Origin of the sequence: Pseudomonas sp. ITEM 17296, from assembly GCF_028895205.1 — a bacterium.
Lineage (GTDB): Bacteria > Pseudomonadota > Gammaproteobacteria > Pseudomonadales > Pseudomonadaceae > Aquipseudomonas > Aquipseudomonas kermanshahensis.
On the sequence record NZ_WJRS01000002.1, the window covers coordinates 354,384 to 372,601 of the forward strand.

Genomic DNA, 18,218 nt, shown 5'->3' on the forward strand with positions numbered 1-18,218 from the left:
TGACTGCACCGAATTTGGGGCCGCTTCGCAGCCCTTTCGCGACGCAAGGCCGCTCCTACAATAGGGCATGCGTGAGCTGGCGGGATTAGCGTTTGGCAGCCATCGCGGTGACTTCCACGCGCATGCCTTCGACCGCCAGCGAGGCCACGCCAACGGCGGCGCGCACGGGCCATGGCTTGCTGAAGAAGCGCTGGTACACCTCGTTGAACGCTGCACGTTCAGCCATGTCGGTGAGGTAGATGGTCAGGTGCAGCACGCGGTCCATGCTGCTGCCGGCTTTTTCCAGGGCTACTTTCAGCGCCTGCAGGGTGCATTCGCTCTGCGCAACGATGTCGCCCAGCTCGAGGCTGCCATCGGCGCGGGTGGGGATCTGGGTGGAGACCAACACACCGTTGTATTCGGCGACGTCGGATGAAATGGAATCGGCGTCCGGATCGGGGGTGTAGATGATGTCTGTGTTTGCCATGGGCGCGTTTGCCTTGCTACGGAAGGAAAGCGGCAAGCGTACGCGAGCAGGCGGCAGGGGTCGAGTCGTTCGGGCGCTGCCGCAGGTACCACCGGCACATCCCCAAAAAAACAGGGCGCCTGATAGGCGCCCTGTTTTGTGTTGCTTAGGCTTCAGCGTCCCAAGGACGATCGCCTTTCTCATCTTTGACGCGGGTCGGCAGGCCCATCACGTCCAGCGCCTTGAGGAACGGCTCGGCTGGCAGTTCTTCGACGTTGACCATGCGCTTGGCATCCCACTCGCCACGGGCGACCAGCAGGGCGGCAGCCACTGGCGGTACACCGGCGGTGTAGGAAATACCTTGGCTGTCAGTCTCGGCGAAGGCTTCTTCGTGATCCGCCACGTTGTAGATGAACACTTCGCGCGGCTGGCCGTCCTTGGTGCCCTTGACCAGGTCACCGATGCAGGTCTTGCCGGTGTAGCCCGGGGCCAGGGAGGCTGGGTCTGGCAGCACGGCCTTGACCACTTTCAACGGCACCACTTCCAGGCCTTCGGCGGTCTTGACCGGTTGCTCGGAGAGCAGGCCGAGGTTTTTCAGCACGGTGAACACATTGATGTAGTGCTCGCCGAAGCTCATCCAGAAGCGCACGTTCGGCACGTTGAGGTTCTTCGAAATCGAGTGAACTTCATCGTGGCCGGTCAGGTACAGGTTTTGCGAACCTACTACGGGCAGGTCGTCGGTACGCTTGACCTCGAACATGGTGTTGCTGGTCCACTGGCTGTTCTGCCAGCTCCACACTTGCCCGGTGAACTCGCGGAAGTTGATTTCCGGGTCGAAGTTGGTGGCGAAGTACTTGCCATGCGAACCGGCATTGACGTCGAGGATGTCGATCGAATCAATGCTGTCGAAGTATTGCTGCTGCGCAAGTTTTGCGTAGCTGTTCACCACACCCGGGTCGAAACCGACGCCGAGAATGGCGGTAATGTTCTTTTCTTGGCACTCTTCGAGGTGTTTCCACTCGTAGTTGCCGTACCAGGGCGGCGTCTCGCAGATTTTGCCCGGTTCTTCGTGAATCGCGGTGTCCAGGTAGGCGACACCGGTATCGATGCAGGCACGCAGCACCGACATATTGAGGAAGGCAGAGCCCACGTTGATCACGATCTGCGATTCGGTCTCGCGGATCAGTGCTTTGGTCGCCTCGACATCGAGGGCATTGAGCGAGAAGGCCTGGATGTCGGCGGGTACCTTCAGGCTACCCTTGGCCTTGACGCTGTCGATGATGGCCTGGCATTTGGAGATGTTCCGCGACGCAATGGCAATACGACCGAGTTCGTCGTTATGCTGCGCGCACTTGTGGGCCACCACCTTGGCGACACCTCCTGCACCAATGATAAGAACGTTCTTCTTCAATTTATCCCTTGCTCCTTACTGAAAGCCGGTCTTACGACAGGCTGGAAACGTAGTCTTCGAAACCGAACTCGCGCACCACCTCGACACTGCCGTCGAGCTGCTTGACCACGATGGATGGCATTTTCAGACCGTTGAACCAGTTTTTCTTGACCATGGTGTAGCCGGCCGTGTCGATGAACGACAGGCGGTCGCCAATGGCCAACGGACGATCGAATTGGTACTCGCCGAAGATGTCACCGGCCAGGCACGATTTGCCGCAGACCATGTAGGTGTGCTCGCCATCGTTGGGGGCCATCTTGGCGTTGAGGCGGTAGATCAGCAGGTCGAGCAGGTGCGCTTCGATCGAGCTGTCGACCACGGCCAGGTGCTTGCCGTTGTACAGGGTGTCGAGCACGGTCACTTCCAGCGAGGCGCTGTTGGTGATGGCGGCTTCGCCCGGCTCCAGGTACACCTGCACGCCGTAGGTTTCCGAGAAGGCTTTAAGGCGCGCGCAAAACGCATCGACTGCATAGTCTTCACCGGTGAAGTGGATGCCACCACCGAGGCTGACCCACTCGACCTTGTGCAGCAGGTGGCCGAAGCGCTCTTCGATGTGCGTGAGCATCTTGTCGAACAGGCTGAAGTCACCGTTCTCACAGTTGTTGTGGAACATGAAGCCGGAGATCTGCTCGATGACCTTCTCGATCTTCTCCGGGTCCCACTCACCGAGGCGGCTGAACGGGCGTGCCGGGTCGGCGAGCAGGTAGTCGGAGCTGCTGACTTGCGGGTTGACGCGCAGGCCGCGAACCTTGCCTTCGGACTGTTCGGCGAAGCGTTGCAGCTGGCCGATCGAGTTGAAGATGATCTTGTCGCAGTTCTCGAGCATTTCCTCGACTTCGTCGTCGGCCCAGGCAACGCTGTAGGCGTGGGTTTCGCCTGCGAATTTCTGGCGGCCGAGCTTGAGCTCGAACAGCGACGAAGAGGTGGTGCCGTCCATGTATTGCTGCATCAGGTCGAACACCGACCAGGTCGCGAAACATTTGAGGGCGAGCAGCGCCTTGGCACCGGACTTCTCGCGCACATACGCGATCTTCTCCATGTTGCCCAGCAGCTTGGTTTTATCGATGAGGTAGTACGGCGTCTTGATCATTTAAAGGCCCCCGGCAAGGCCGGCCAAAAAAAGGACACGCATTGTGCCTTCACTCGCTACAGATCGAAAGGGCGAGATGCGCTTTTCGTCAGGCTCGCTGGAATTTTCCCAGGTGCGTGAGGCTCATTAGAACAGGCCTGTGTGACTATCCTGATCTCACGGGCGTTTTTCTCTCCACTCCATTGGACCAGGAACGCAAGCATGAAAATTGGCGTGATCGCCGACACCCACGGTTTATTGCGCCCAGAGGCGGTGGATGCGCTGGTCGGTTGTGCGCTGATCGTGCATGCCGGCGATATCGGCAAACCGGACGTACTGGAGGTGCTGGAGGCCCTGGCGCCGGTGCGGGTAGTGCGCGGCAACAATGACCTGAAATGGCCATGGGCGGCGGACTTACCCGATCAACTGCGCTTCGACATGGGGGGCTGGCAGGCACTCCTGGTGCATGACATCGCCGATGTGCCGGCCAAGCTCGATGAGGCTGTGCGGGTGGTGATCACTGGGCATTCGCACAAGCCGCTGATCGACTGGCGGGACGGGCTGCTGTACCTGAATCCCGGAAGCGCCGGGCCGCGACGGTTCAAATTGCCCGTGACGGTGGCGGTGATTGAAATAGAGGGAGAAGCGTTAGTCGCCAACATCATTCCCTTGCTCGATTGACTGCCCCGGCCGCTTCGCGGGCAAGCCCGCTCCTACAGGGCAAAGTTATTCCTGTGGGAGCGGGCTTGCCCGCGAAAGGGCCGGAACAGGCAACCTCAATCGACCTGCTTCAACCAATCCTGAATCTGCGCCAGTGTCGCCGTGGCGCCCCCGCAAACCACTATCAGCACATTGTTGTACTCGGCCAATTTCTCGGCTTCGTAAGCTACTGCCAATGCAGCCCCACACGCGGGCTCCACCAATACCCGATGATCGAGCAAGAAGCGCTCGCAGGCTTCCAGTGCGGCACGGTCGCTGACCAGATGGTTGTGCAGCGGATGGTTACGCGCGCATTCCAATGCCTGATCAGCAACGCGCTTCGCACCCAGGGAGGTGGCCACCGAGGCGAGGCGCTCAAGTTCAACCGGGTGGCCAGCCTGCACCGCTGCGTGCAGCGAGGCGGCACCGGTAGTTTCCACCGCCAGCACAGGTACATCATCCCAGCCATTGCGTTTCAGCCCTTCGACTACGCCACTGAGCAATCCGCCTCCGCCGACCGACAGCACCACCGCATCAGGTTTAAGCCCGGTGGCGGCAACTTCGTCGATCAGGCTGGCATGTCCGGCCCACAGCAGTGGGTCGTCGAAGGGGTGAATGAACGCGTCGCCGCTGCCGAGCAGGGTCTGGGCCAGCTCGTTGGCCTCCTGCCAGGAGCTGCCATGCACCACCACCTTGGCGCCTTCAAGGCGCAGCAGTTGCTTGGCGCGCTCGGTGGTGGTCTCGGGTACCACCACGGTCACCGGCACCCCCAGTTTGCGGCCGGCATACGCCACCGCCAGCCCGGCATTGCCCCCGGACGACGACACAAAATGGCGCGCGCCCCTGGCATGGTGGACTTCGCAGGCATGGCCCACGCCACGCAGCTTGAACGAGCCACAAGGCTGCACTGCCTCGAGCTTGAGCCAGACGGTACAGCCTGACGCCAGCGAAAGCGGGCGGGATTCAATCAGCGGCGTCTGTATATGCAAAGTCATCGTTAGCTCCAAGCTTCAGTCTTCACGAGCCGCTGCCGGCTGTTCGCCACGCAACTGCTCCAGGTAGTTGTAAACGGTGTAGCGTGTCACCCCAAGGGCGCTGGCAGCCTTTTCCACGCCGCCCTTGACGATGAACAAGCCGCGCTCCTGCATCACCCGCACGGCGTCGACCTTGGCCTGCTTGGTCATCCGGCCTTGGCCGCTGCGTTGCAGCGCGCCCTGGATGATTTCGCTCATCAACAGCGCCATGTCGGCGGGTTCGCTGACCGCTGGCGAGTCGCTCAGGGGCTGCAACTGCTGCAGAAAATTCATCGCAGCGTCCAGCCCCGTAACGTCGGTATTGATGCACAGGCTGGCGAACGGGTGGCCGGTGCTGTCGCGGAAAATGGCCGTGGCGCTGCGCAGGGTGCGGCCCTTGAGCGTGGTCGGGTAATCCGGCAAGACCACAGGCGCACAGCCGCGCTGTTCCATGGTGGCCCGCATCAAGGCCTTGAAGCCTAGGTCCTGTTCCGGCGCGGCGAGGATTGGGCTGCCGACGACACGGCCGGAGAGGTGGCCGTTGACGATCGCCACCACGGAGTGTTCCGGGTGGTCGAGGTCGTGCAGGAGGATTTCCATGTTGCGCGCGGCAACGCTGCCCAAAGCCTGGATAGCGGCCTTGAGAACGGTGAGGGTGAGCTGACGTTCTTCAGGGGGAGAGAGCGGCATGAATGCATCGCCAAATTCAACGGTTTGTGCATTTTTACACAATACGTTGAAAATGGCGATGTGACGGGCGCGTTTACTTGCCCAGTGCTGGCGTACGCGGTGGAATCATGCGGCGCGAGCCAGTGGCCTCGAAGGCCGCTGCGAAGCTCAACAGGTGGTTGTCGGTATAGGCGCGGCCGGCGAAGGTCAGCCCTACCGGCATGCCGATGTCAGCCATTACACCCATGGGCACGGTGACGGTCGGTACGCCCAGGTGGCGGATCGCAAGGTTGCCGTTGGCCACCCAAATGCCGTTGCTCCAGGCAATGTCGGCCGAAGCCGGGTTGACGTCAGCATCCGCTGGCCCTACGTCGGCCACGGTGGGGAACAGCACCGCGTCCAGGCCCAGGGTGTCCATCCAGTCTTCCAGGTCCAGCTTGCGGGTTTTCTCCAGGCCGCGCAGCCCGTCGGGCAGCGTTTCGATCTGGTCCCATGTCTTCAGGCCGCGTTTGGCCATGTTGACGTATTCGTCCATGCCTGCGGCCAGGTCGTCCTCACGGTTGGGCAGGGTGCCGGGGTCGTGCGGGAAGATCTTCGGCCCATCGACATCGGCCAGGCGGTTGAGCTTGGGGTCGTCGTTGGCCCGCAGGAAGTCGTCAAAGGCCCAGCCCGACAGCTCCCACAGTTCGTCATGGAGGAATGCCTTGCTGACGATGCCGCGGTTGTACACGGTCGGGGCGCCAGGGCGGTCGCCTTCGCAGTTGGAGACCAGCGGGAAGTCCACTTCGAGCACTTCGGCACCTGCAGCTTCCAACGCCTGGCGCGCTTGTTGCCACAGGTCGATGACGCTGGCGCGGGTGTTGATGCGCTGGCCGGTTGGGCCACCGATACCCGGTTTCTCGGAGGTGCCAGCTTCTGGGTCGGCATTGATGTACATGCGCGGCACGCCAAAGCGTTTGCCCTTGAGCGCGCTGGCATCCACAGCCAGGTCCAGGTACGACGCTGGGCGCACCGAAGAGGCGGCCGGGATAGTTACCCACGGCTGCAAGCGCCACAGGTCACCGCGTGTGTCGGCGTCGTCGGCAACCACCACGTCGAGGATTTCCAGCAGGTCGGCCATGGTGCGGGCATAAGGTACCACCACGTCCATGGTCGGGGTCAGCGGCCAGTTGCCACGCACCGAGATCACCCCACGCGAAGGGGTGTAGGCGCACAGGCCGTTGTTCGATGCAGGGCCACGGCCACTGGACCAGGTTTCCTCGGCCAGGCCAAAGGCACTGAAGCTGGCGGCCGTCGCGGTGCCGGCACCGTTGGACGAGCCAGAGGCGAAGGGCGCAGTCAGGTAGGCGGCGTTGTACGGGCTTTCGGCACGGCCATAGACGCCCCGCTGCATGCCACCGTTGGCCATGGGCGGCATGTTGGTCTTGCCCAGGCACACGGCACCGGCGGCGCGTAGGCGCTCGATGGTGAAGGCGTCGCGCTGGGCGACCAGGTCTTTGAAGGCCGGGCTGCCAGAAGCCGCAGTCAGGCCCTTGACCAGGTAGCTGTCCTTGGCTGTGTAGGGGATGCCGTCCAGCGGGCTCAGGGGCTGGCCCTTGGCGCGGCGGGCGTCGGAGGCTTCAGCCTCCTTCAGTGCGTCGGGGTTGCGTACCACCACGGCGTTCAGTGCGGTAGCGGTGTCGGCGCCATCGTAGGCGTCGATGCGCGCCTGGTAGGCCTTGACCAGCTCGACCGCCGTCGTGCGGCCCGACTCGAGTGCGTCGCGCAGCTCGGCAATGGAAACCTCGGTTACCTCGATCATGCGTTCACCAAAAAGTTTTGCAGGTGGGGGCTAGTGCGAGGAGTGTACAAGAAGGCATTGCCGGACGCAGGTTTGCGCAGGGGCAAATGGTTTTATGCAGGCGAGCATTGTCGGGGCCGCGAGGCGGCCCCGAACGGTCAATCCAAGTCGGCCGCCGAGTGCCGTTCTGGTACTTGGCTGGCTTCATCGCCCCAGGTGCGATTGACCCGTGACCCACGTTGCACGGCGGGCCGCTGGGCGATCTCTTCGGCCCAACGCTGCACGTGGGTGTATTCGTGCACCGCCAGAAACGTTGCTGCGCCATAAAGATTGCCGCGCACCAGCTCGCCATACCAAGGCCACACGGCGATATCGGCGATGCTGTATTCATCGCCGCCCAAATAACGGCTTTCGGCCAGGCGGCGGTCGAGCACATCCAGTTGGCGCTTGGCTTCCATGGTGAAGCGGTTGATGGCGTATTCGAACTTTTCCGGGGCGTACACGTAGAAGTGGCCAAAGCCGCCGCCCAGGTAAGGCGCCGCGCCCATCTGCCAGAACAGCCAGTTCAGGCTTTCGGTACGTGCAGCGGCAGACGTGGGCAATAGCGCACCGAACTTTTCCGCCAGGTACAACAGGATCGAGCCCGACTCGAATACCCGTACCGGTGGCTCGACACTGCGGTCGAGCAGGGCAGGGATCTTCGAGTTGGGGTTAACCTGCACGAAGCCGCTGGAAAACTGGTCACCCTCGCCGATGCGGATCAACCAGGCGTCGTATTCAGCGCCGCTGTGGCCCAGGGCGAGCAACTCTTCAAGGGCTATGTTGACCTTCACGCCATTGGGCGTGGCCAGCGAATACAACTGCAAGGGGTGCTTGCCCACTGGCAGCGCCTTGTCATGGGTCGGGCCGGCTACCGGGCGGTTGATGCTGGCGAACTGGCCACCGGAGGCTGCGTCATTGCGCCAGACCTTGGGTGGGGCGTAAGGGTGCTTGCTCATGCAGGGTGCTCCTTCAAGGTCGCGAAAGGGTCAGGTAAAGCGATTGACCTGCATCTATGCCATGGGTTCTCGGAAAAGCGCAATTGCATTGGGCGCGGGCGTTGCGTGCATGCAGGGTTTCATCCAGTTTTCATCTGCCCTTGGCGTCGGCGGCTCTATGCTGGCGCTATCTCTGACCCTGCACGGAACGGCTGGCGATGAACATCCCTCGCAGCGTGTTGGCGCTGGTCCTGCTCGGCGGCCTGTTGGCCCACGCCCAGGCCGCGCCTTGGGTCGCCGGCCTGCACCACATGACCCTGGCCGACCCTGTCGATGATCGCCCGATGCAAGCGTTGGCGTTTTACCCGGCGACAGGTGTGCCCCATAACATGCGCATCGACGGCTACCCGCTCGACGTCGCCGAAGAGGCGCCGGTGGCCCTGGGGCAGTTCCCTTTACTGGTGCTCTCCCACGGCAATACCGGCAGCCCGCTGGCCTTGCATTACCTGGCCACCGCGCTGGCACGGCAGGGTTTTGTGGTCGTGGCGGTGGTGCACCCGGGGGACAACGCCCGCGATCACAGTCGCCTGGGTACCTTGAGCAACCTCTATGGCCGGCCGCTGCAAGTCAGCGCCGCGATCACGGCTGCCCGTGACGACGCGCTGCTTGGTCCCAACCTGAATGATGGCAAGGTAGGTGTCATCGGCTATTCGGCCGGGGGCGAAACGGCGCTGATCGTCTCGGGTGCGCAACCCGACCTGGACCGCCTGCGTCAGTACTGCCTCGAGCGCCCCAGCGATGCCGACGCCTGCAAGACCCATGGCGTGCTGATTGCCGACCGCAGCGAGCTGGCACCGAAGGCCGATTCACGGGTGGGCGCGGCGATGCTGATGGCGCCGCTGAGCCTGCTGTTTGGTCGCCATGCGCTGGCAAGTGTGCACATCCCGGTGCTGATCTACAGCGGCGACAGCGACCAACTGGTGGCCGTGGACCGCAATGCCGAAGCGTTAGCACGCAAGCTGCCTGTTACGCCGGATTACCGTCTGCTGGCCGGCGCAGGGCATTTCGTGTTCATGGCGCGCTGCGACGAAGAACAACACGCCCGCATGCCGGCGCTGTGCAAGGATGCCGAAGGCGTTGACCGCCGCCATATTCATCATTCGCTGCAACGCGACACTGCAGCCTTCTTCAGCCAGGCCCTCAGCGCACCGCTACCGGATCAGCGCTCAGCTTCGTCGGCTGCGCCGCGCCAGAAGCAGCGTTAAGCCGACGCCTGCCAGGGCGAGCAGGGCGGCAACGCAGAAGATAGAGGCATAGCCCAGGTGCACTGCCACCGCGCCCATCACCGGGCCGGCGATGGCCAAGGCCATGTCGAAAAACACCGCGTAAGCCCCCAACCCAGCGCCGCGGCTGCTGCTAGGCACCTGCTTGATGGCCTCTACACCCAGTGCCGGGTACACCAGCGACAAGCCGAACCCTGTGAGCCCGGCGCCTGCCAACGCCCAAGGCGGCGAGGGTGCCAGCCACAGCAGCCCCAGGCCAATCACCTCGGTGGCCATGCACACCACTGCCACGTTGTAGCCGCCAAACCGGTTGACCGCATTGACGAACAACAGCCGCGAAATGATAAAGCACACGCCGAAGGCGCTCAGGCACCAGGCTGCACCGGCCCAGCCACGTTCCAGGTAATAGAGGGTGACGAACGTGGTCAGCGTGCCATAGCCGATCGACGCCAGTGTCAGCCCCAGGCCACAGGGCGCAACGCGGCCGAAGGCAGACCAGAAGGGCAGCCGTTCGCCCCGTACCACCACCACGTCCGGGCGTTTGCGCAGCACCAGCATGGCCAGCAGCGCCAGCACCAGCAAGGTTGGCCCCAGCACGCTGAAGTCCAGGCCATCCACCGCCAGCACACCGACCGGTGCACCAATGGCGATGGCGCCGTAAGACGCGATACCGTTCCACGAGATCACCCGGGCGGTGTGCTCCGGCCCAACCTGGCTGATGCCCCAGCTCAAGGTGGCCACGCCGATCAGCCCTTGGGCGATGCCCAGCAGCAGGCGCCCGCTCAGCAATAGCGCCAGGCTCAGTAACGGCACGCTCAGGGTCCAGGCCGACAACAGCGTCAGCACCCCGCAGCTGGCAATGCCGAGCAAGCCGAAACGAATCGCTTGCTTGCCGCCCAGCGTGTCCGCCACCCGCCCGGCAAAGGGGCGGCTCAGCAGGGTGGCCAGGTACTGCAAGCCAATCGTCACCCCGGCGACAACCGCGCCGAAGCCCAACTGGTCATGCACATAGCTGGGCAACACCGCAATCGGCAGGCCGATGCAGAGGAAGGCAATGAACGTGTAGAAGACGATCGACAGGATCTGCAGGGTGATGTTGGAGGTATTGCTGGCGGGGGCGGGCTGTTGCGCGGTCATGGGCTCTTTCGCGGGCGGGCGGTTGGGCGTTGTTTCATCATGGCCGTTGCGCGAAGGAAATGAAAGCAGGCTAACGAATTATTCCGGGTGAATGACCCCTCCATGGGATCCGCCTGGTCAACTCAACGCGACCAGGCGGAGCGCACTACATCAGACCACGACGCCCTGGCTACGCAGGTAGTCGTCATAGGTGCCGCTGAAGTCCACGACACCGTCCGGCGACAGCTCGATGATGCGGGTGGCCAGCGAGGACACGAACTCGCGGTCATGGCTGACGAACAGCAGCGTGCCTGGGTAGTTTTCCAGCGCCAGGTTCAGTGCTTCGATCGATTCCATGTCCAGGTGGTTGGTCGGTTCGTCCATCACCAGCACGTTCGGTTTTTGCAGGATCAGCTTGCCGAACAGCATGCGGCCTTGCTCACCACCGGAAATCACCTTCACCGACTTGAGGATCTCGTCGTTGGAGAACAGCATGCGCCCAAGGGTGCCGCGAATCACCTGCTCACCGGAGGTCCACTGGCCCATCCAGTCGAACAGGCTCAGGTCGTCCTCGAAGTCGTGGGCGTGGTCCTGGGCGTAGTAGCCCACTTCGGCGCTGTCGGTCCACTTCACCGAGCCCGCATCCGGCGTCATTTCGCCAACCAGGGTGCGCAGCAAGGTGGTCTTGCCGATACCGTTGGGGCCGATGATCGCGACGCGCTCGCCAGCTTCGACAGTGATGTCGAAGTTCTTGAACAGAACCTTGTCGTCGAAGGCCTTGGCCATTTTCTCGACCACGACGGCCTGACGGTGCAGCTTTTTGGTCTGCTCGAAGCGGATGAATGGGCTGACCCGGCTCGAGGGCTTGACCTCGGCCAGCTGGATCTTGTCGATCTGCTTGGCGCGCGAGGTGGCCTGCTTGGCCTTGGAGGCGTTGGCCGAGAAGCGGCTGACGAAGGTCTGCAGCTCGGCGATCTGGGCTTTCTTCTTGGCGTTGTCCGACAGCAACTGCTCGCGCGACTGGGTCGCGGCGGTCATGTACTCGTCGTAGTTGCCTGGGAACAGGCGCAGCTCACCGTAGTCCAGGTCGGCCATGTGAGTGCAGACGCTGTTGAGGAAGTGCCGGTCGTGGGAAATGATGATCATGGTGCTGTTGCGCGCCGTGAGGATCGTTTCCAGCCAGCGGATGGTGTTGATGTCCAGGTGGTTGGTCGGTTCGTCGAGCAGCAGCACGTCCGGGTCCGAGAACAATGCCTGGGCCAGCAGCACACGCAGCTTCCAGCCCGGCGCCACTTCGCTCATCGGGCCGAAGTGCTGGTCCAGCGGAATACCCAGGCCCAGCAGCAGTTCACCGGCGCGCGATTCGGCGGTATAACCGTCCATCTCGGCGAATTCGGTTTCCAGCTCTGCGACGGCCATGCCGTCTTCCTCGGTCATTTCTGGCAGCGAGTAGATACGATCGCGCTCGGCTTTGACCTTCCACAGCTGGCCGTGGCCCATGATCACCGTATCGATCACGGTGAATTCCTCGTAGGCGAACTGGTCCTGGCGCAGCTTGCCGAGGCGGGTGTTCGGCTCGAGCATGACCTGGCCACCGGACGGCTCAAGGTCGCCACCGAGGATCTTCATGAAGGTCGACTTACCGCAACCGTTGGCGCCGATGAGGCCGTAGCGGTTGCCGTTGTTGAATTTGACGGAAACGTTTTCAAACAGCGGCTTGGAGCCGAACTGCATGGTGATGTTGGCGGTAGAAATCAAGTGCTTGTCCTGCGGGGGTTCCAGAGGTGTATTTAGGCCCTCGTGTCAGTTTTGGGCCAATTTTGGGCCAATTCGACGCGGGGCGGCAGCTTCTCCAGCTCCCTCCAGTCCGAGGAGGAGCTGATCCATTTCGCGTAGGTAGAGAGCAACATCTCAACGCTATGGCCGAGCTGATTCGCGATGAACGCAGGGTTCATCCCAGGCATCAGGCACAGGGTTGCGTAGGTGTGGCGGGTGTCGTACTGACGGCGATCACGGAAGTCCAGCGCTTGAGCGCTGATTTGAATGGGGGGATTGTAACACTTGCATCGCAGCTCCACAGCCCACCTTTGCTTGGTTGGACCACGAAGGGCCTCGGGCGGGCGATATCACCAAAGGACCGTGTGCGTTGTGCAATGCCTCTTGACGCACGCCGAAGCACAGCTTCACCTCTAGGGTAAGTGGAACGTGCGTTGCCCTTAGTGCCCGAGGTGAAGCTGTTTGTACCGGATCATAAAAGCGGGCTTACCCTCGGATCACCTTAAGGCGCGCCCGCCCAGCGTCCGTGATGGCGTTTTCGCCTTCATCGCTGATGCGGTAGCGACCGGACACTGACTGTGTAATGGTGAACCTCACCAGTCCGCTCTTGGACAAAGCCTCACCCACTTCAAAGCTCATTGCACGCTCTAGGTCGAAGATTTTTGTTTCTCCGATTTTATAGCGGGCAAACGCAATCAGCGCCGAATCTATCGCCGCTTGGTCTATCACCTCAACTCGCATTTGACCTCCTGGTCTGAATCGCCCAGGTCCGTGGGCTTGCGGTTAACGGACCTGGAAGTTCGTAGAATGCGCAACGCTACTACGGAGCCGGGCGTGTTAGTTACTGGCTTTGCGTCCATGCTGGATGGGTGGCCAGTCATGATCGTTAGTTTTAGTCTGCTTGCGGCGCTGCAGTGTCCGTTAACGACATCTCTTTTGGAAACACGTTGATAAACGCACTAATAGTAGGCTTGTCGTCATCATCGATATTGATCTTCGGTGTTTGCGACGATCGACTGATGTCCGTTGCAAAATTAGCGGCCCTCAGCGCACGTTCGATTTGCTGGCTTCCCGGGCTGTCATACAGCACTGCCTGAACGCCCGTGGCCTCTTTGGTGAGCATCAACTGCTTTATTTGTACCCGCACGCCCGCTTTGGTCAGGGCAACGGCGATCTGCTTGGAGAACGCCAACGCTTCGTCGTCGTTTCTGACGATATTGAGCAGTACGGTTGGGGCTACTTTGTCTTTGGCGAGCGCTGCCGCCAATGCTTGGAACGCGGCCTGTGCCTGCGCTGTCAGCTTTCTGGGCCGCAGGCGATGTTCAATGGCCTGGCGCTCTTTTTTCGCGGCGTCCAGTTGTGCCGTCAACGCCGCGTTCTGTTGCAGGAGCTCTTCAATTTTCAACTGGGACTGGGCGGCGGACTGGTTGGCTGTGGCGATCAGTTGGCTGGCCTCGGCCATGGACCTGTCTGACTCGCTGCTTTGCACCTCGGAGGTCAGGTGCGCCAGGATGACCGCGCAGGCCGAGACTAAGGCGGCAATGATGGCGGTTGTTGTAGCAATGCTGTGAATAAGGCTGGCGTTATCTGCTGAAATTTCTGGCATTAGCGTGCTCTTGAAATTTAGTTTCCATGATTCTGCGTTTTTGATTTCGCGGCAGATTGCCATAAATTCACCGTGCAAGCGACCTCTGGCGTCGACTGTCGGTGCTTGATTTGGCATGACGTGATGGCCTGCGTGGGCAAACGAATAACGCTTTGTTTACAGGTGATTGCCAGTTGTCCGATTCAGCTCACATTTCGACTGAGTACAGTTGCGCGCCGTTTGCCTTTGGCTATGGTGGCTTTAGGTATACAACTAAAGTCGTAGGAGGGGCGACATGCGGATTCGCGGCGACGTTTTCTGGGGCTGGGCTGACCCAACGCTTCACCATCGGACTCACGACGAAACGTTAAGTGACGGCAGCTACATCGATGTCCAGGTGCGACTGTCGCGAACAGGCAATACGCAGATGTTCATCGGGGTTTATGCCCCCAGTGGCATGGCCATTCACGAAGAAGCTTTCGATTCGCGCCCAGGCGAATCAATGACCCGTGCCTTGGCGTGGGGCGTGGGCAGGGCGCGGCGGATAGCAAGCGATGCGATTCCCGTGACCGAACAGTTCGCCTGCGCTAAGTAGCGAGCTCTGAAGGTTGCCGTGGGTTGGGCGTGGGTCAGGTCTCATCCTTGATCTTTGCTGCGACGGACCTCAACTCACTGGCAACCCCATCGATGGACTTGATATGAGCGCGTACATCGATCTCGCTGTCTGAGGTCGCCCGCGCTTCCATGAACTTGGCGTGCCCGGTCATGGCTTTGCTGAGTTCATTCAGGTGGTCGGCGGTTTTGACGAGATCGGCTTTGATGGTATGAAGCGGTTCCATGAGCGTGAGTGCGTTCCTTGAAGTGTGCGTCTACAACCCTGTCCGGCTGTTCAGCGAAGCGTGCGTGACATCAGCCACTGCAGGTTGCCCCACGCTTCGAACTGCTCAATCACCGTCCAGCCACGCTTGGCATAGTAAGCCTGTTTATCATGGGTGTGCAGGTACAAGGTTTCGAGGCCGGCAGTGCGCGCATGGGCACATAGGCGCTCAATCAGGTCCTCGGCGATACCGGCTCCTCTGGCTGTCGGGTCAACGAACACGCAGGCAAGCCAAGGGCCGAGGTCCGGACGGGAAGGCAGGTCTTGGGCTGCTAGAGCGGCTCCGCCCAACAACTGGCCTTGCTCCAGGGCAATCAGGCATTGCCACTGGCCATCACCCTGGCCTTCTGCGAACTCATGCTGCCATCGCGAAAGCTCGATGCCGTCGAACTCATACGTGAATTGCTGATGAATCCACTGAGCAAAGGCGTTGCAATGGTTCATGTGGTTCGCGAGCCAATCAAACTGAGGCATGGGCATCCTGCGCGGTAGTACCTGTTCAGCGCATCATGACACAACCAGCAAGTGGACACGCAAGTGAAGCTTTTCATGCTAAGGCTGGTCAGTGTCCGACTTGCCGCCTTCGTTACTTTGCACCTGCAAGACTGAGCCTTTATCGTCCGTTGCCAACAAGGCACTTTGTGCATTGTCAGTGTGCAGTTCTGCATACGCGATGTTTGCTACACCCCGAAAGATACCGCGGCTTTCTTCACCTGTTTTCACTGTGCTCAGGTTATCGCTCTGGTAGAAAAAAAACGTGCGAGTGGGTGGCATGTGGAGCGCTCCTTGTGGTGCTTCAAGATAATGTGTATCCGCACGGCCACTCTCTACCCGCTTCACGGCTTTGGCTACTAGCAGAATTAACAGGTGCCCGCTTTAGTGAAGCTTCAATAGAATGTTCACTCATAAGCAAAATGCACCACGACCTTGGTTTATTGGAACCAAATTGCAACGCCGGGTAGAATGCCCCGTATCCCTAATGGTCAATTGCAAATGCCTACATTTCGTATCTTTGTTTGCACCTTGTTGACTGCCAGCCTTGCCGGTTGCGCAACTCCGGGTAACCCCACAGCCAGTAAGCTGACCTCCAAAACCCCTGCACAATATGCCGCCTGTGTAATGCCCAAGTGGCAAGCACTGGCGCCCCTCGCCAACCAGAAATCGATCGCTCACGGTTATCGATTGACCGCGCCAAGCGCAGTGGCCTCCGACGATGTTCTCGAGGTGGTTGAGTCGCGCGACGGCAGCCGCGCCACGTTCTACAAAGGCAGCTTCCTTTCGGGCGACAAACTACGCCAGGCAGCAAGAGAGTGCCTGGAATGAGCTCAGTAACCTGAGCCGCCCATACCGCCCATGTTGGTAGCTGGCTGCCAGTCAGTTAAGCGTCATCGGCGGTGAATGGGGCTGCTGTGCAGCCCATCGCAGCGGCCCCCTTGGCCGTAACTGACTGGCATTAATCGGGGCAGGGTCATGAGGTGAGGCCGCAAGTACTTCACACGTCATTTGAGCGCATCCGCTTCGGCGACTTCCCCTCAGCGTGCTTCGAGTTTTGTGTTCATCCGCTGGCATTGCACTTCTGCATCGGTCCTGTTCGGGTAACTGGGTTTGAGCCGTTCCTTCGCCAGGTTGTCATAAATGTCGAACCCCCCGCATACGGTCGCTGCGTAATAACGGCTACCGACGCGGAATGACTCCTTTTCGATGGGTACCGCCGGAACGATAACGAATCTTGGTTGCATGTTTCGTGCCTCCCCAGGCAGAGACCTAAGTATTAGTCGGGCAGTTGGTAACCATCAAGCAGGCTCATGGGCAAGCGACGAATAGCCCGGTGCGTGACACCGCTTCCAGTACGCCCGTTCGTCGGTGCAATGGGGGCAAAGCGCCTGCCAGACCTGCAGGCGGGTGAACAACGACCGGGAGTACGGGTCTGTAGAAACACTGCGCTTATGTGGAGAAGGGCGCTGTCATTACTTCCACTTTTGGACAGATTTAGACCCAGCAGTCGCTTTGTGTAAGGTTTTTGTAAAAGCGTCCGTTGTGCATACAAGGACCGGTATCGTGTTTTGTACTGTCCAGTCCAAAGTAGCAAACGATGAACACACTTCCGTCGCAGCCCAGTGCTGAACGCGGGGCGTTCTCCAGTTTCGAGGCGTGTCGCAATACCCAGCAAGGCCCCGTGGTGATTCTGGCGTCGGGTGCCTCAGCCCGGCATTTCCCACTGGCTGATTTTGCCCACCTGCCCATCATCGCCATGAACGGTTCAGTCGCCATGACAGCAGAGCATGGCGTGAAACCGTTTTTCTACGTGTGCACCGACAAAAGCTTCGGCCTGCAGCAACCTGATCTGTTTGCCACCGCCCTGCGTGACAGCCAACGGCTCGCGCTGTGGCCAGAGCAATTCGAGGGTGCCGACATACCAGCTGCCAGCGAATGCTATGCCTTGCACAAGGCGCACACACCCGGCCTGCTCGACGGTGTGCGCGGGCACGGTGACAGTTGCGTCTGCAGCCGCGCACTGTGGAGCAAACGGGCGCGGTCGATCGCCTTCAGCAAAGACTTGTCGCAGGGTTTTTTCGATGCCCGCACAGTCGCCTACGTGGCGCTGCAACTGGCTTATCACCTGGGGTTCGAAGAGGTGCTGCTGGTGGGGGTCGACCTTGACCAGACGGTGGGGCGCTTCTACGAGACCGAAGAAGGGCAACATTCACCGTGCGGCCTGGACCAGCATTGGGACAGCCGCATCCTGCCGTCACTGACATTGATGGCGCGGCAAGTGGTCAATGAGCATTTTCACGTCTACAACCTGTCGGCGGCGTCGCGCATCCCGGCCGAACTGATCCCCAAGGTCAACCTGTCAGAAGCCAGGCGGATTGCCGGCTGTGGGATTGGTTGAGCAAGAAAGCGGGTGCGTGTGGCCTTGCGCCTGCGTAGAGTGCGCTGACCATCTCGCACCCTGCAGGAGCCCCCAATGTCCAGCGCCTTCACCTTCATGCAATCCCCCGTTGGCACGCTGACGCTGGTCGCCCGCGGCGAACGGCTGGCAGCCGTGCTCTGGGAAGAGGAGCGGGAAAACCGCGTGCGGCTCGGTGAGCTCCACCGAGATGACCGGTGCCCAGTCCTGCTGGACACCGCCCGCCAGCTGGGCGAGTACTTTGCCGGCACGCGGCGACGCTTTGACCTGGCGTTGGATTTTGTCGGTACGCCGTTTCAGCGCGAGGTGTGGGCTGCATTGCTGACCATCCCTTTCGGTGAAACCCGCATTTACGGCGACATTGCCCGGCAGATCGGCAACCCCAGCGCAGTCCGTGCAGTAGGCGCGGCCAATGGCCGTAACCCGATCTCCATCATTGCGCCGTGCCACCGGGTAATTGGTGCTTCAGGCAACCTCACCGGCTTTGCCGGAGGGCTTCAGGCGAAGCAATACCTGCTGGCGCTGGAAGGCAGAGAAAGCCTGGCATTGGCGCTCTGAGTCAGGCAAA

21 protein-coding genes and 1 pseudogene are annotated in these 18,218 nt (G+C 60.9%); 6 read left to right on the forward strand and 16 right to left on the reverse strand.

The annotated features are described in order from the left end of the window. Positions 1 to 85 precede the first annotated feature (85 nt). The 3 genes from GIB19_RS04265 to GIB19_RS04275 form a co-directional block, all read right to left on the reverse strand. The gene (locus GIB19_RS04265) at positions 86 to 466 is read right to left on the reverse strand and encodes a RidA family protein (protein WP_265969594.1); all 381 of its coding nucleotides are present in this window, start codon (positions 464 to 466) and stop codon (positions 86 to 88) included. 145 nt (positions 467 to 611) lie between these two features. Continuing rightward, positions 612 to 1,856, reverse strand: a complete 1,245-nt coding sequence (locus tag GIB19_RS04270) for a saccharopine dehydrogenase family protein (protein ID WP_027594833.1) — start codon at positions 1,854 to 1,856, stop codon at positions 612 to 614. Positions 1,857 to 1,887: 31 nt separating this feature from the next. Beyond that, on the reverse strand, positions 1,888 to 2,985 hold the full coding sequence (locus GIB19_RS04275; protein WP_027594834.1) for a carboxynorspermidine decarboxylase: 1,098 nt from the start codon (positions 2,983 to 2,985) through the stop codon (positions 1,888 to 1,890). 201 nt (positions 2,986 to 3,186) lie between these two features. On the opposite strand from GIB19_RS04275, the gene GIB19_RS04280 reads away from it, so the two are divergent. Next, complete coding sequence (locus GIB19_RS04280; RefSeq protein ID WP_265969595.1) at positions 3,187 to 3,645, forward strand: metallophosphoesterase family protein; 459 nt, start codon at positions 3,187 to 3,189, stop codon at positions 3,643 to 3,645. 95 nt (positions 3,646 to 3,740) lie between these two features. Here GIB19_RS04280 and GIB19_RS04285 read toward each other — a convergent pair whose 3' ends face one another. The 4 genes from GIB19_RS04285 to yghU form a co-directional block, all read right to left on the reverse strand. Further along, entirely contained in the window at positions 3,741 to 4,658 is a 918-nt protein-coding gene (locus GIB19_RS04285) for a pyridoxal-phosphate dependent enzyme (protein WP_099429498.1), read from the reverse strand. 15 nt (positions 4,659 to 4,673) lie between these two features. Next, entirely contained in the window at positions 4,674 to 5,366 is a 693-nt protein-coding gene (locus GIB19_RS04290) for a helix-turn-helix transcriptional regulator (RefSeq protein ID WP_274883782.1), read from the reverse strand. Positions 5,367 to 5,439: 73 nt separating this feature from the next. Then, positions 5,440 to 7,146, reverse strand: coding sequence for an amidase (locus tag GIB19_RS04295; RefSeq protein ID WP_274883783.1), 1,707 nt, complete (start codon positions 7,144 to 7,146; stop codon positions 5,440 to 5,442). A gap of 137 nt (positions 7,147 to 7,283) precedes the next feature. Beyond that, positions 7,284 to 8,123: a glutathione-dependent disulfide-bond oxidoreductase gene (gene yghU, locus GIB19_RS04300; protein WP_099429495.1), complete on the reverse strand. Its 840-nt coding sequence runs from the start codon at positions 8,121 to 8,123 to the stop codon at positions 7,284 to 7,286. Positions 8,124 to 8,320: 197 nt separating this feature from the next. Here yghU and GIB19_RS04305 point away from each other — a divergent pair, with 197 nt between their 5' ends. Continuing rightward, entirely contained in the window at positions 8,321 to 9,367 is a 1,047-nt protein-coding gene (locus tag GIB19_RS04305) for an alpha/beta hydrolase family protein (protein WP_274883784.1), read from the forward strand. On the opposite strand, the gene GIB19_RS04310 is transcribed toward GIB19_RS04305, so the two are convergent. From GIB19_RS04310 to GIB19_RS04325, 5 genes and pseudogenes are all read right to left on the reverse strand, one after another. Continuing rightward, the gene (locus tag GIB19_RS04310) at positions 9,329 to 10,522 is read right to left on the reverse strand and encodes an MFS transporter (RefSeq protein ID WP_274883785.1); all 1,194 of its coding nucleotides are present in this window, start codon (positions 10,520 to 10,522) and stop codon (positions 9,329 to 9,331) included. The genes GIB19_RS04305 and GIB19_RS04310 overlap by 39 nt on opposite strands. A gap of 150 nt (positions 10,523 to 10,672) precedes the next feature. After that, complete coding sequence (locus GIB19_RS04315) at positions 10,673 to 12,259, reverse strand: ABC-F family ATPase (protein WP_027594842.1); 1,587 nt, start codon at positions 12,257 to 12,259, stop codon at positions 10,673 to 10,675. 32 nt (positions 12,260 to 12,291) lie between these two features. Further along, positions 12,292 to 12,656, reverse strand: a pseudogene (locus GIB19_RS28250) (integrase). 107 nt (positions 12,657 to 12,763) lie between these two features. Further along, positions 12,764 to 13,018, reverse strand: a complete 255-nt coding sequence (locus tag GIB19_RS04320) for a hypothetical protein (protein ID WP_027594844.1) — start codon at positions 13,016 to 13,018, stop codon at positions 12,764 to 12,766. A 151-nt stretch (positions 13,019 to 13,169) separates the two neighbouring features. Next, positions 13,170 to 14,000 (reverse strand): hypothetical protein, encoded by an 831-nt coding sequence (locus GIB19_RS04325; RefSeq protein WP_274883788.1) that lies wholly within the window; start codon positions 13,998 to 14,000, stop codon positions 13,170 to 13,172. Positions 14,001 to 14,157: 157 nt separating this feature from the next. Between GIB19_RS04325 and GIB19_RS04330 the strand changes: the two genes are divergently transcribed. Then, complete coding sequence (locus tag GIB19_RS04330; protein ID WP_027594846.1) at positions 14,158 to 14,457, forward strand: hypothetical protein; 300 nt, start codon at positions 14,158 to 14,160, stop codon at positions 14,455 to 14,457. Positions 14,458 to 14,491: 34 nt separating this feature from the next. Here GIB19_RS04330 and GIB19_RS04335 read toward each other — a convergent pair whose 3' ends face one another. From GIB19_RS04335 to GIB19_RS04345, 3 genes are all read right to left on the reverse strand, one after another. Then, positions 14,492 to 14,701: a hypothetical protein gene (locus GIB19_RS04335; RefSeq protein WP_027594847.1), complete on the reverse strand. Its 210-nt coding sequence runs from the start codon at positions 14,699 to 14,701 to the stop codon at positions 14,492 to 14,494. Between the two features lie 50 nt (positions 14,702 to 14,751). Beyond that, positions 14,752 to 15,213, reverse strand: a complete 462-nt coding sequence (locus GIB19_RS04340; protein ID WP_274883844.1) for a GNAT family N-acetyltransferase — start codon at positions 15,211 to 15,213, stop codon at positions 14,752 to 14,754. 78 nt (positions 15,214 to 15,291) lie between these two features. After that, the gene (locus GIB19_RS04345) at positions 15,292 to 15,513 is read right to left on the reverse strand and encodes a hypothetical protein (RefSeq protein ID WP_099429484.1); all 222 of its coding nucleotides are present in this window, start codon (positions 15,511 to 15,513) and stop codon (positions 15,292 to 15,294) included. A 189-nt stretch (positions 15,514 to 15,702) separates the two neighbouring features. Between GIB19_RS04345 and GIB19_RS04350 the strand changes: the two genes are divergently transcribed. Then, entirely contained in the window at positions 15,703 to 16,062 is a 360-nt protein-coding gene (locus GIB19_RS04350) for a hypothetical protein (protein ID WP_099429483.1), read from the forward strand. A 209-nt stretch (positions 16,063 to 16,271) separates the two neighbouring features. Here GIB19_RS04350 and GIB19_RS04355 read toward each other — a convergent pair whose 3' ends face one another. Further along, positions 16,272 to 16,478: a hypothetical protein gene (locus tag GIB19_RS04355; protein WP_027594850.1), complete on the reverse strand. Its 207-nt coding sequence runs from the start codon at positions 16,476 to 16,478 to the stop codon at positions 16,272 to 16,274. A gap of 353 nt (positions 16,479 to 16,831) precedes the next feature. Between GIB19_RS04355 and GIB19_RS04360 the strand changes: the two genes are divergently transcribed. Together GIB19_RS04360 and GIB19_RS04365 are read left to right on the forward strand one after the other, a co-directional pair. Beyond that, positions 16,832 to 17,632 carry a lipopolysaccharide biosynthesis protein gene (locus GIB19_RS04360; protein WP_099429482.1) on the forward strand — a complete coding sequence of 267 codons (801 nt, stop codon included), beginning with the start codon at positions 16,832 to 16,834 and terminating at the stop codon, positions 17,630 to 17,632. 75 nt (positions 17,633 to 17,707) lie between these two features. Further along, positions 17,708 to 18,208 carry a methylated-DNA--[protein]-cysteine S-methyltransferase gene (locus GIB19_RS04365; RefSeq protein WP_274883794.1) on the forward strand — a complete coding sequence of 167 codons (501 nt, stop codon included), beginning with the start codon at positions 17,708 to 17,710 and terminating at the stop codon, positions 18,206 to 18,208. Positions 18,209 to 18,218: the final 10 nt, after the last annotated feature.

What these genes read in the sequence shown, in the direction of transcription:
- GIB19_RS04265 (WP_265969594.1), bottom strand. Translation starts at nt 466, where the DNA reads ATGGCAAACACAGACATCATCTACACCCCCGATCCGGACGCCGATTCC.
- GIB19_RS04275 (WP_027594834.1), bottom strand. Translation starts at nt 2,985, where the DNA reads ATGATCAAGACGCCGTACTACCTCATCGATAAAACCAAGCTGCTGGGC.
- GIB19_RS04280 (WP_265969595.1), top strand. Translation starts at nt 3,187, where the DNA reads ATGAAAATTGGCGTGATCGCCGACACCCACGGTTTATTGCGCCCAGAG.
- GIB19_RS04285 (WP_099429498.1), bottom strand. Translation starts at nt 4,658, where the DNA reads ATGACTTTGCATATACAGACGCCGCTGATTGAATCCCGCCCGCTTTCG.
- GIB19_RS04290 (WP_274883782.1), bottom strand. Translation starts at nt 5,366, where the DNA reads ATGCCGCTCTCTCCCCCTGAAGAACGTCAGCTCACCCTCACCGTTCTC.
- GIB19_RS04295 (WP_274883783.1), bottom strand. Translation starts at nt 7,146, where the DNA reads ATGATCGAGGTAACCGAGGTTTCCATTGCCGAGCTGCGCGACGCACTC.
- yghU (WP_099429495.1), bottom strand. Translation starts at nt 8,123, where the DNA reads ATGAGCAAGCACCCTTACGCCCCACCCAAGGTCTGGCGCAATGACGCA.
- GIB19_RS04305 (WP_274883784.1), top strand. Translation starts at nt 8,321, where the DNA reads ATGAACATCCCTCGCAGCGTGTTGGCGCTGGTCCTGCTCGGCGGCCTG.
- GIB19_RS04310 (WP_274883785.1), bottom strand. Translation starts at nt 10,522, where the DNA reads ATGACCGCGCAACAGCCCGCCCCCGCCAGCAATACCTCCAACATCACC.
- GIB19_RS04320 (WP_027594844.1), bottom strand. Translation starts at nt 13,018, where the DNA reads ATGCGAGTTGAGGTGATAGACCAAGCGGCGATAGATTCGGCGCTGATT.
- GIB19_RS04325 (WP_274883788.1), bottom strand. Translation starts at nt 14,000, where the DNA reads ATGCCAAATCAAGCACCGACAGTCGACGCCAGAGGTCGCTTGCACGGT.
- GIB19_RS04330 (WP_027594846.1), top strand. Translation starts at nt 14,158, where the DNA reads ATGCGGATTCGCGGCGACGTTTTCTGGGGCTGGGCTGACCCAACGCTT.
- GIB19_RS04335 (WP_027594847.1), bottom strand. Translation starts at nt 14,701, where the DNA reads ATGGAACCGCTTCATACCATCAAAGCCGATCTCGTCAAAACCGCCGAC.
- GIB19_RS04340 (WP_274883844.1), bottom strand. Translation starts at nt 15,213, where the DNA reads ATGCCTCAGTTTGATTGGCTCGCGAACCACATGAACCATTGCAACGCC.
- GIB19_RS04345 (WP_099429484.1), bottom strand. Translation starts at nt 15,513, where the DNA reads ATGCCACCCACTCGCACGTTTTTTTTCTACCAGAGCGATAACCTGAGC.
- GIB19_RS04350 (WP_099429483.1), top strand. Translation starts at nt 15,703, where the DNA reads ATGCCCCGTATCCCTAATGGTCAATTGCAAATGCCTACATTTCGTATC.
- GIB19_RS04355 (WP_027594850.1), bottom strand. Translation starts at nt 16,478, where the DNA reads ATGCAACCAAGATTCGTTATCGTTCCGGCGGTACCCATCGAAAAGGAG.
- GIB19_RS04360 (WP_099429482.1), top strand. Translation starts at nt 16,832, where the DNA reads ATGAACACACTTCCGTCGCAGCCCAGTGCTGAACGCGGGGCGTTCTCC.
- GIB19_RS04365 (WP_274883794.1), top strand. Translation starts at nt 17,708, where the DNA reads ATGTCCAGCGCCTTCACCTTCATGCAATCCCCCGTTGGCACGCTGACG.